General features: G+C 60.7%; 10 protein-coding genes. 8 read left to right on the top strand and 2 right to left on the bottom strand.

Going from position 1 to position 10,087, the window contains the following annotated elements; all coding sequences use genetic code 11:
• Positions 1-42: 42 nt before the first annotated feature.
• Together LDZ27_RS27830 and LDZ27_RS27825 are read left to right on the top strand one after the other, a co-directional pair.
• A complete protein-coding gene (locus LDZ27_RS27830; protein WP_008343522.1) occupies positions 43-1,044 on the top strand; it encodes a cytochrome D1 domain-containing protein in 1,002 nt (333 codons plus the stop codon).
• Positions 1,045-1,266: 222 nt separating this feature from the next.
• A complete protein-coding gene (locus LDZ27_RS27825) occupies positions 1,267-2,352 on the top strand; it encodes an IS630 family transposase (protein WP_244818526.1) in 1,086 nt (361 codons plus the stop codon).
• Positions 2,353-2,487: 135 nt separating this feature from the next.
• On the opposite strand, the gene cadR is transcribed toward LDZ27_RS27825, so the two are convergent.
• Together cadR and LDZ27_RS27815 are read right to left on the bottom strand one after the other, a co-directional pair.
• Positions 2,488-2,919 (bottom strand): Cd(II)/Pb(II)-responsive transcriptional regulator, encoded by a 432-nt coding sequence (gene cadR / locus LDZ27_RS27820; protein ID WP_008343525.1) that lies wholly within the window; start codon positions 2,917-2,919, stop codon positions 2,488-2,490.
• A 135-nt stretch (positions 2,920-3,054) separates the two neighbouring features.
• Entirely contained in the window at positions 3,055-3,285 is a 231-nt protein-coding gene (locus tag LDZ27_RS27815; protein ID WP_244818525.1) for a hypothetical protein, read from the bottom strand.
• A gap of 84 nt (positions 3,286-3,369) precedes the next feature.
• Between LDZ27_RS27815 and LDZ27_RS27810 the strand changes: the two genes are divergently transcribed.
• The 6 genes from LDZ27_RS27810 to LDZ27_RS27785 all read left to right on the top strand — a co-directional run bounded on the left by LDZ27_RS27810 (position 3,370) and on the right by LDZ27_RS27785 (position 10,019).
• Complete coding sequence (locus tag LDZ27_RS27810) at positions 3,370-5,460, top strand: cation-translocating P-type ATPase (protein ID WP_244818524.1); 2,091 nt, start codon at positions 3,370-3,372, stop codon at positions 5,458-5,460.
• A gap of 55 nt (positions 5,461-5,515) precedes the next feature.
• Positions 5,516-5,887 (top strand): zinc-ribbon domain-containing protein, encoded by a 372-nt coding sequence (locus LDZ27_RS27805; protein ID WP_083909424.1) that lies wholly within the window; start codon positions 5,516-5,518, stop codon positions 5,885-5,887.
• Entirely contained in the window at positions 5,884-6,609 is a 726-nt protein-coding gene (locus LDZ27_RS27800) for a hypothetical protein (RefSeq protein WP_008343531.1), read from the top strand. Before LDZ27_RS27805 ends, LDZ27_RS27800 begins: the two co-directional genes overlap by 4 nt.
• A gap of 111 nt (positions 6,610-6,720) precedes the next feature.
• Positions 6,721-6,999: a DUF4148 domain-containing protein gene (locus LDZ27_RS27795; RefSeq protein WP_008343533.1), complete on the top strand. Its 279-nt coding sequence runs from the start codon at positions 6,721-6,723 to the stop codon at positions 6,997-6,999.
• Between the two features lie 214 nt (positions 7,000-7,213).
• Positions 7,214-8,533 carry a TolC family protein gene (locus tag LDZ27_RS27790; protein WP_008343535.1) on the top strand — a complete coding sequence of 440 codons (1,320 nt, stop codon included), beginning with the start codon at positions 7,214-7,216 and terminating at the stop codon, positions 8,531-8,533.
• A 10-nt stretch (positions 8,534-8,543) separates the two neighbouring features.
• The gene (locus tag LDZ27_RS27785; protein WP_008343537.1) at positions 8,544-10,019 is read left to right on the top strand and encodes an efflux RND transporter periplasmic adaptor subunit; all 1,476 of its coding nucleotides are present in this window, start codon (positions 8,544-8,546) and stop codon (positions 10,017-10,019) included.
• The last annotated feature ends 68 nt before the right edge of the window (positions 10,020-10,087 follow it).

The raw sequence follows: 10,087 nt of genomic DNA, 5'->3' as shown, positions 1-10,087 counted from the left end.
TGCTGTCTTCCGACCAGCGGTATCTGAAAGGACTTCATTCATATGCAGCGCTTTATCGCTGACGTCTCGCGAGTTGTTCTAGGTGCGGCCCTCTCCGTTCTCGTGCCGATCAACGCACCTGCAGACGAAAAGATCATCGTGCTCGACTCCGGCGAGGCCAAGGTGAGCTTGATCGACCAAGAGACACACAAGGTCATTGAGAGCTTCTCGACTGGGAAAGAGCCTCATCACCTGATGACCACACCTGATGGCTCTTCCCTGATTGTGGCGGATTCAGTGTCGAACGACCTAATGTATCTTGATCCGCGCTCAGGGCAGATCCAGCGTCGTGTCGCGAACATTGACGATCCGTACCAGCTTGGATTTTCCCCGGACCGAAAGTGGTTCATCACTGCGGCGCTACGCCTAAATCGCGTTGACATTTACAGGTACGATGGAAAGGACGTCTCGCTGGTCAAGCGCGTGCCGTTGTCACAGACGCCGAGCCATCTGACCTTCAGCTCCGATAGCAGCACGGTTTTCGTGACGGTGCAAGAAACTGGGGAGCTTGCTGCCATCGACCTTGCTTCTCAAACGGTGAAGTGGAAGATGAAGGTCGGCAAGGTGCCGGCCGGTCTTTGGATGACGCCCGGGGACCGTTACCTGCTCATCGGCATGACGGGCGAAGACTACGTGGCCGTCGTTGATTGGAGAAAGCAGCAGGTTGTCAAGACCATCAAGACCGGCCGTGGCGCTCACAATTTTCGTAACTTGGGCGACGGTCGGCACATCGCGGTTTCGAATCGTGTCGAAAGCACCATCAGCATTCTCGACTACAACGACCTGAGCAAGGTTAGCGATATCAGCGGGCTGATGCCCGGGCCGGACGACATGGAGCTGTCGGCCGATCGTCGATATTTATGGGTCACGTTTCGATTCGCGCGGCACGTCGGCGTGATCGATCTGACGACCCACAAGTTGGTGGACACGATCGCGGTTGGCCGCTCGCCACACGGTCTGTTTTTCGCAAATCGTGCGCCGGTAAATCCGCCGAACCCGGACTAAGGGGTCTGCACCGTTAAAGAGTCGGATCTACCGACATGCACGCGCCGGAGCCACAGTGTGTCTGGCGCAGGAAAGAAAGCAACGAGGCCGACTATGTTCCGATAGGCAAGACTGGACCTATATCGGATTTTCCTTGAGCCCTGCTAGTGTAGTGCTTCTGAATTAGTGGAACCAATGGGTTTTGTCGTCGTCGTACTCTTTGTTTGAACGAGGGAGCGAGTCATGAAGACGGCGAAACCGGTTGAATTGAGCAGCGAACAACGCATCAGGCTTGAAGCGATGGTGAGATCGCAAACCCTCGAGGTAAGAGCCGTTCGGCGAGCGCAGATCGTCTTGCTGGCAGCCGATGGTATGGGCAATCGGGAGATTGCTGCGGCATTGGGAATCGGACGGGTGCAGGTGGGACGTTGGCGCGAGCGCTTTGTTCAGGGCGGCGTCGTAGCGATCGAAGATGACTTGCCGCGCAGTGGGCGCAAGCCTCGCATCGATCGAGCCGAGATCGTACGGTTGACGACGCAGAGCACGCCCGAAGCAGCGACTCACTGGAGCACGCGCACCCTCGCCCGGAAAGCCGGCGTGAGCGACACCACGGTGCTGCGAATCTGGCAGGCCAACGGACTCAAACCTCACCTGGTCGAGAGCTTCAAAGTCTCGCGGGATCCGAAGTTCGCCGAGAAGCTCGAGGACATTGTGGGCCTGTACATGTCCCCGCCCGAGCATGCGCTGGTCCTGTGCTGCGATGAGAAGAGCCAAGTGCAGGCACTCGACCGTACCCAGCCCGGACTGCCTTTGAAGAGAGGCCGTGCGGCCACCCAGACGCATGACTACAAACGTCATGGCACCACGACCCTGTTCGCAGCGCTCAATACCCTCGATGGTTCTGTCATCGCCCGCTGCGATCAGCGCCACCGTCACAGCGAATGGCTCGCCTTCCTGCGCCAGATTGAGCGCGAGACTCCAAAGGGCAAGGAGCTGCATCTGATCTGCGATAACTATGCCACCCACAAGCACCCGAAGGTCAAGGAGTGGCTCGCGAAACATCCTCGCTTTACTGTGCATTTCACACCAACCTCCGCATCGTGGCTGAATATGGTAGAGCGCTTCTTTCGCGATATCACGACCGAACGTTTGCGCCGTGGCGTGTTCCGCTGCGTGCCGGATCTGATCGTCGCTATCAAGGACTACATCGCCGTGCATAACCAGGATCCCAAACCATTCGTGTGGACTGCTAAGGCCAATGACATCTTGCAGAAAGTCATTCGCGCCAATCGCCGCCTTGGTTCCAAGAAAAACGAAGCACTACACTAGCGTTCAAACGCTCGAGGCGATGCTGTTTGGAGGCGCTGGTACGGATTCCCGTGTTCGATGCGACTGCGCCGAGCCAGCACTTGCAGCGAGAGGGTGTTCAGGCTGAGTGGCGCAACGAACCCGCATGTACAGTTTCTAGCCCAGATGGGTCGTGCGCGGCCTCGGCGAGATCGCGTCCATCGATGTCAAGCCTTGGACGATTCCGCAAGCCTCGACGGCTGCCTCGCCGCCGCATCGCTGTCTCAATTCGGTTAAATGCTTGCGCAGATGCGCTAATTCCTCGATCCGCTCATCGACGTGTGCAATGTGCTCATCCACGAGCGCGTTCACGCTCTCGCAACCACCGGAGGGGACGTCAGATGCGGCCAGCAGCGCCCGCACTTCGTCGTGCGTCATGTCCAGCGCGCGACAATTCCGGATAAAACGAAGGCGGTCGACGTGGCTACCGGTGTAACTACGGTAGTTTGCGCCGTCTCGCTCCGGGGGAGGAAGCAACGCCTCCTTCTCGTAGAAGCGTATGGTCTCGGTCGTGCAATTTGCCAGCTTCGCTAGTTCTCCGATTCTCATGTTAGCGTCCGCCTCTCAAAAAATCCTTGACCTTGAAGCTACTTCAAGGTGTGTACTGCGAGAATACATCAGAACAAGGACACAAGCATGGCACACGGTGGGAACAGGGCGACCGCGCAGGAGCTCGCTACATTGTCAAAACAACAAATAGGGACTGAAGAAGCCGCTGGATGCGGCGACACCGCTTGCTGCGGCGCGCCCGGACAGTTGCCGCTTGACTTGCAGGAGCAAAGTCCGCACGCGCAGGGGAAGCACGACCACCAAGCCGACCATCAGCACGGCCACGACCATTCCCACGGTGGCGGTCGTCCGCACGCTCACGCCCATACCAACGCAGATGAGCATCTCCACGCGGCTCACGACCATGGCGACTCGTGCTGCAGTGCTGCACCCACCTCCTTCCAGGCTCTTGCAGGAACGGTTGCCGCTGGCGACTCAATCCGCACCCAGATGCGCATTTTGCAAATGGACTGCCCGACCGAGGAAGCGCTCATCCGCAAAAAGTTGGGCGGGATGGCTGAGGTTGCCGAGTTGCAATTCAATTTGATGCAGCGTGTGTTGACGGTGGTTCACCGGCCGGACGGTCTAGATGCCATCGTCAAGGCACTCGGCACGCTTGGTTTCAAGCCCGAACTTGCGGGCGCAACTGACGATCTCGGCACGTCGCCAGACGCATCCGAGATCCGCAAACCGTGGTGGCCGCTGGCGGTTGCGGGCGTGGCTGCCGTCGGCTCTGAGGCGGCCAGTTGGGCGGGCTCACCTGTCTGGATCGTCGCAGCGCTTGCGCTCTTGGCCGTCGGCTGTTCCGGTCTCGGAACCTACAAAAAAGGCTGGATCGCCCTTCGGAACTGCAACCTCAATATCAATGCGCTGATGAGCATTGCGGTGACGGGCGCGCTGATGCTGCGGCAGTGGCCGGAGGCCGCGATGGTGATGGTGCTTTTCACCGTTGCGGAACTCATCGAGGCAAAATCGCTCGACCGCGCGCGTAATGCCATTCAAGGCTTGATGCGCCTTGCTCCTGACAAGGCGACGGTGAAACAGGCGGACGGCTCGTGGGCGGAGGTTGTGGCCTCGCAGGTCACGCTCGGTTCAATCGTTCGCGTAAAGCCGGGCGAGCGAATCGGGCTCGACGGCGAGCTGGTCAGTGGCCGCTCGACCGTAAATCAGGCGCCGATTACCGGCGAGAGCCTGCCGGTCGACAAGGCGCAAGGCGATGCCGTGTTCGCTGGCACGATCAACGAGGCCGGTTCGTTTGAATATCGGGTGACAGCAGCGGCTAACAACACGACACTCGCGCGCATCATTCACGCGGTCGAGGAGGCGCAGGGAGCCAAGGCGCCGACGCAACGCTTTGTCGATCAGTTCGCACGCGTGTACACGCCGATCGTGTTCGCGATGGCGATAGGCGTTGCCGTCATACCGCCTCTGCTCTTCGCGGGCGCATGGTTTGACTCGATCTATAAGGCGCTCGTACTACTCGTAATCGCCTGCCCCTGCGCGTTGGTGATTTCCACCCCGGTCACCATTGTCAGCGGCCTCGCCGCTGCGGCGCGCCACGGGATTCTGGTGAAGGGCGGCACGTATCTCGAACGGGGTCGCAAGCTTGCCTGGCTCGCGCTCGACAAGACCGGCACGATTACGCACGGCAAGCCGGTTGAGACCGAATTCGAACTTCGCGCGGCCGATATCGACAGCGCGACGGTTCGCTCGATCGCCGCGAGTCTTGCGGGTCGCTCGGATCATCCCGTCTCATTGGCAGTCGCGCAAGCCAGCGACGCGCAAGGCGTCGCTCGACTGGACGTCGATGCGTTCGAGGCCATTCCTGGCCGGGGTGTCGCAGGCGTCGTGAACGGACAGCGCTACTCGCTGGGTAATCACCGGCTCGTCGAGGAGCTCGGTCGCTGCTCGACCGAACTCGAAACCCGGTTGGACGCGCTCGAGCGCGACGGTAAAACGGTCGTGATGCTGATCGACGAGAAACGCGTACTCGGACTGTTCGCGGTGGCCGATACCGTAAAGGACAGCAGCAAGGGCGCCATATCCGAGCTCCATGCGCTGGGCGTTCGAACGGCGATGCTCACTGGCGACAACCCCCACACGGCTGCGGCGATTGCGACCCAGGTCGGCATCGATCGTGCGGAAGGCAATCAGCTCCCGGAGGACAAGCTGGAGATCGTGAAGAGCCTCTCGCACGGCGGCTCGATGGTGGGCATGGTCGGCGATGGCATTAACGATGCTCCGGCGCTTGCGCAAGCCGATATCGGCTTTGCGATGGGGGCAATGGGAACGGATACGGCGATCGAGACGGCGGACGTCGCCCTGATGGATGACGATCTGCGCAAGATTTCTACGTTCATTCGACTTTCAAGGTCGACGCACAGCATTCTCGTTCAGAACATCACGCTGGCACTCGGGATCAAGGCTGTCTTCCTTGCGCTGACCATCGGCGGCTTAGGTGCGATGTGGATGGCGGTGTTTGCCGACGTCGGGGCGAGCTTGCTGGTGGTGGGGAACGGACTGCGACTGCTTCGCAAATAAAGGGCTTCAAGGATTCAACCGAAACTGGAGATAAATCGTGAGCTGGCTTGAAAGAATGTTCGGAGGCCGTGATGTTGGCCACAACCGCGGGGAACACGACCGCGGACGCGGCGGGTCCCATGGTAATTCGCATGACAACCGACACGGCCATCACGGAAATAGCCACGGCAATTATGCCGGGCACACCGACGAACGCAGTCGCGCTTCCAACGAAGGGTGGGGTAAAACCCCGGGCGCTGCTCCGGCGCCCGCGCCGGCACAGCTCGGCGTGACCTGCCCGCAATGCGGCGCGGGCAATTCGGAAGGCGCTCGCTTTTGTAGCCGGTGCGCGACTTCACTCCAGCCGCAAGCCTGTGCGAAATGCAATCAGCCATTGGCGCAAGGCGCGAAGTTTTGTAGCCAGTGCGGCGCGCCGGTGAGCACGTGACGCCCGCGGTTAAACTTGCACTGCTCACGCTACCACCTGTTCTCGCCGCTGCCGCCGGCGCGGTCATCGCTTCGGTGCGCAAGCCCGGCGAGCGCACCACCAGCGTCATCCAGCACTTCGCGGCGGGCATCGTGTTCGCCGCTGCGGCGCTCGAGTTGCTGCCCGAAGACCGCAAGCATGCCCTATGGCCGGTCGTGATCGGTTTCGCACTCGGCTTGGGGTTGATGTTGGGCATCAAGACGGTCTGCAATCGACTCGAAGCGCAACTTGAAGGGTCCGCGTTGCCGACCGGTCTCGTGGTCGTCACTGCAGTCGACCTGATTATTGACGGCCTGGTGTTGGGCATCGCCTTCGCGGCGGGCGAGCAAACCGGCGTGATCCTTACCATTGCGCTCACGCTTGAGGTGCTTTTTCTAGCGCTCTCTGTCAGTGCAGCGCTGAGCGCTTCAGGAGTACGGAGCCTCTGGGCAATTGTTGTCCCGATCTCGCTCGCTGCGTTGCTGTCGCTATCGGCCGTAGCAGCTCACGGGGTACTTGCCAACATGCCGCAGGTCTACTATGCAGCGTTGCTTGGGCTGGGCACAGTTGCGCTCATCTATCTGGTGACCGAAGAGCTTCTCGTTGAAGCGCACGAAGTTGCCGAGACTGCGCTGGCTACCACCGCATTCTTTGTCGGTTTTATCGTCTTCTTCGTGATTGAGGCGACGGTCAAGAACGGATGAGCGGGCTGAACGCAAGATGACTTTCTTATCATCTTGCCGTCATTGAGACGCACCGTCGGTGCTTCACACTGAACCGAGCTGTATGCGGCTAAGTGATTGTGGAGCTCACCGATGAAATCGATTGTTGGAATTGCAGCCGCCCTGCTGCTGGCCGGCCTCGCACAAGCTCACGAAGGTCCTTTCGACGAGGGAAAGACGCGGGCGCAAGCGCGTCAGGACCTCGAGCAAGCCTACAGAGATGGTGTACTGCCCTTCAGGCGCAGCGAATACCCGCCCACCGCAGCGTCGAAGAAAAAAAACCGTGACGCATACCTGCGAGCGCACCCTGAAGATGCTGCCGGGCCCACGGCCTCGGATCCCTATTCAAGCCGACAAATGACCGCGCCCTAGAGTTTCCGGCCGCAAATGCTTCCGCCTAATGCGCGGCTCGCTGCTCGACGAGCTGCGTGCGTTCGCACACCTAGAAGGAAGCAAGGAGTTGAGCGTCCTGAGCCGGATCTGCCGGTTAGTTCTGCCCAAAAATGACAAAAATATCATGTTCGTCTCACCTTCACACCGCGACAGGACCGTAGCATCGCACCACTCCTATCCTTGAATGTCGCACATGCTCACGCGAACCCTTACAGCCTTGACGCTCTCGGCGGCCACAACATTAACCTACGCACAGACGTCCCCCCTTCAGCCCATTGCCGATGAGGGCGCATTACAGGAGCCCACAAGGGCTTCGTCAACGACCCTGCCCCAAGTCTCGTTAATCGAAGTGCTCGGGCTTGCTGCGCGAAGCAACCCGCTCCTGCGAGGTGCGAGGGCGGATTCGGATGCATCGGCCGGCGCGTTGATGCAGGCTGGCGTCAGGCCGAATCCCGAGTTGTCGTTTTTGCAGGAAGGATTTGGCGGCACCGAGCGCACGAGCACGGCAACGGTGAACCAGCGCATCGAACTTGGTGGCAAACGACAGGCGCGGCTTGACGTCGCGTCTTACGGACGCGAGGTCGCGCTTGCCGCGCTCGACGGACGAGGCTCAGCACTGCGGGCAGACGTCATCTCCGCGTTCTATGAAGAACTCGCCGCGCAGCGGCAAGAGCAAGTCGCGCGCGAGTCCGCCGACATCGCCGCCCGCTCCGCCGATCTTGCGGAGAAGCGTTCTCGTGCGGGTAAGGTCTCGCCGGTCGAAGCCACCAAGGCGCGCATTGCGGCAAGCGCGGTGCACATCGAAGTGACAAATGCGGCCGCGCGTGTCATGACCGCTCGTGAGCGCCTGGCATCCGTCACCGGCAATTCCCAAGTGCGGGGCAGTGCAGCCGGCGGCGATATCGAGTCGGTGCCTAGTCTCCAGCCGCTCTCGGTACTGGTCAGCCAGTTGAACGACAGCCCTGGGTCGCGCGTGGCCCGTGCTGAGATGCTGCGTTCGGACGCCGCGATTTCCGTTGAGCGGGCCAAGCGCATTCCGGATATCACGGTAAGCGCCGGTATGAAGCGTGTCATCACGGGTGGCGTTTCTGACAATCAGGCAGTTATCGGCGTATCCATTCCGCTGCCGCTTTTCGACACCAACAAAGGCGCTCTGCTGGAGGCTGCACATAAAGCCGAGAAAGCCAGTGCCGATTTCGATAACGAACGCTTGCGGCTGCAATTGGAATTGACCCGTGCTTATGCGAACTACGAAACATCGGTTCAGGCGGCTCGCAGGCTCAAGGACGATGTGTTGCCGGCCTCCAAAGACGCATTGAACGCCATGTCGCGAGGATTTGAACTCGGGAAGTTCGCCTTTCTCGATGTGCTTGATGCACAACGCACGCTGTTTCAGGCGCAATCGCAATATGTCCAGGCGCTGACGGAGGCCCACCTCGCCTATGCGGAAGTGGGGCGCCTCGTCGGCACGCCGCTTCCTGCCGTTTCGCTGTCGACGAACACTTTACCCTGAAGGAATCCCCATGCCGCGCCGCAGAACCTATTTCATCGTGGCCGCTCTCGGTGGGATCGGCATCATCCTTGCCGCCTACGCGATGACGCAAAAAAAGGAAGCGCCTGCGCCCGAGCCTACCGCTGCCGAGGCTCAACATGACAACGCCAATGCCGGTGCCGGTCAGCACGGCGGCGTCCTTCTGAAGAACGGTCCGCTCACGCTCGAAGTCGTGCTTGCGGAGAAGCCCGGCGACGCGCGTCTTATCGTCATTCCCACCAGCGATGGCAAGCCGCTGTCGAAGGACGTGGTGGTATCGGCGGGTGTGACTAAATACGACGGGCAAAAGCAGATGTTGCAGTTTCAGCAATCCGGGCAGAAGTACACCTCGACCGCGGCCATTGCAAAACCGCACGTGTTCGATGCGATTCTCAACGTCAAAGGAGGCGGTCACAACGCGTCATTCGAATTCTCCCGCACCGATGGCGCGATAGCGCTGTCCGAGGAGCAACTGAAGACTTCCAAGATAGACCTGGCCCGAGTCGGTCCGGCGCAGATCGCAACCTCATTCCAGTTGCCTGGCGAGATCAAGTTCAATGAGGACCGAACGGCTCACGTCGTTCCCCGCGTCGCGGGCATCGTGGAACGCGTGGATGTGTCCATCGGGCAGAACGTGAAGAAGGGCCAGGTGCTTGCCTTAATCGCGAGCACGAGTCTGGCGGACCTTCGTAGCGAACTGTTGACGGCTGAGCGCCGTCTGTCGGCCGCACGCACAACCTACGCTCGGGAGCAGACGCTCTGGAAAGAACGCGTCTCCGCCGAGCAGGACTTCCTGCAGGCGCAAGTGCAATTGCGCGAAGCGGAGATCGCGGCGCAGAACGCTCGACAGAAGCTCGCCGCAATCAACGCTCCCGCGAGCGGCGCTAGCCTGAACCAATATGAGCTGCGCGCGCCGTTTGCAGGCACCGTGGTCGAGAAGCACGCAACCCCGGGCGAGGCCATCGCCGCGGACGCCAACGTCTTTGTTATCTCGGACCTCTCCAGCGTATGGGCGGAAATGGCCGTGCCTGCACAGCGGCTCAACGACGTTCGCGTCGGACGCGAAGCGACTGTGAGCGCTGCTGCGTTTGAATCCACTTCGCGCGGCCCAGTCGCCTACGTCGGCGCATTGTTGGGCGAGCAGACTCGCACCGCGCCCGCGCGGGTCGTCCTTCCCAATCCTGATGGCGCCTGGCGACCGGGCATGTTCGTCAATGTCTCGGTCAATGCCGGTACGCAGGACGTGCCGATCGCGGTCGCGAGCGATGCCCTTCAGCAGGTTGATGGGGCGCCTTCCGTGTTTGTCCAATCGGCCAGGGGATTCGTCGCTCAGGCGGTCGAGACCGGTCGGCGTGATGAACGGGTCATCGAAGTCCTCAGGGGCTTGACGCCTGGCCAGCAGTATGTCGCAGCGAACAGCTTCGTTTTGAAGGCAGAGCTCGGAAAAGGCAGCGCCGAAGAAGAGTGAACAACGCAACCCGCTGCATACGGACGCGGCCCCTGGCGCCGCGCGCTTCCTGCTGCACCAGAGGACCA

Origin of the sequence: Caballeronia sp. Lep1P3 (genome assembly GCF_022879595.1) — a bacterium.
Taxonomy (GTDB): Bacteria; Pseudomonadota; Gammaproteobacteria; order Burkholderiales; family Burkholderiaceae; genus Caballeronia.
This window is presented reverse-complemented; position numbering and strand designations above follow the sequence as displayed.

Bases quoted from the DNA above. Each gene is read 5' to 3' on its own strand.
- LDZ27_RS27810 (WP_244818524.1), top strand. From the start codon at position 3,370: ATGCGCATTTTGCAAATGGACTGCCCGACCGAGGAAGCGCTCATCCGC.
- LDZ27_RS27830 (WP_008343522.1), top strand. From the start codon at position 43: ATGCAGCGCTTTATCGCTGACGTCTCGCGAGTTGTTCTAGGTGCGGCC.
- cadR (WP_008343525.1), bottom strand. From the start codon at position 2,919: ATGAGAATCGGAGAACTAGCGAAGCTGGCAAATTGCACGACCGAGACC.
- LDZ27_RS27785 (WP_008343537.1), top strand. From the start codon at position 8,544: ATGCCGCGCCGCAGAACCTATTTCATCGTGGCCGCTCTCGGTGGGATC.
- LDZ27_RS27825 (WP_244818526.1), top strand. From the start codon at position 1,267: ATGAAGACGGCGAAACCGGTTGAATTGAGCAGCGAACAACGCATCAGG.
- LDZ27_RS27795 (WP_008343533.1), top strand. From the start codon at position 6,721: ATGAAATCGATTGTTGGAATTGCAGCCGCCCTGCTGCTGGCCGGCCTC.
- LDZ27_RS27790 (WP_008343535.1), top strand. From the start codon at position 7,214: ATGCTCACGCGAACCCTTACAGCCTTGACGCTCTCGGCGGCCACAACA.
- LDZ27_RS27805 (WP_083909424.1), top strand. From the start codon at position 5,516: ATGTTCGGAGGCCGTGATGTTGGCCACAACCGCGGGGAACACGACCGC.
- LDZ27_RS27815 (WP_244818525.1), bottom strand. From the start codon at position 3,285: ATGGTCGTGAGCCGCGTGGAGATGCTCATCTGCGTTGGTATGGGCGTG.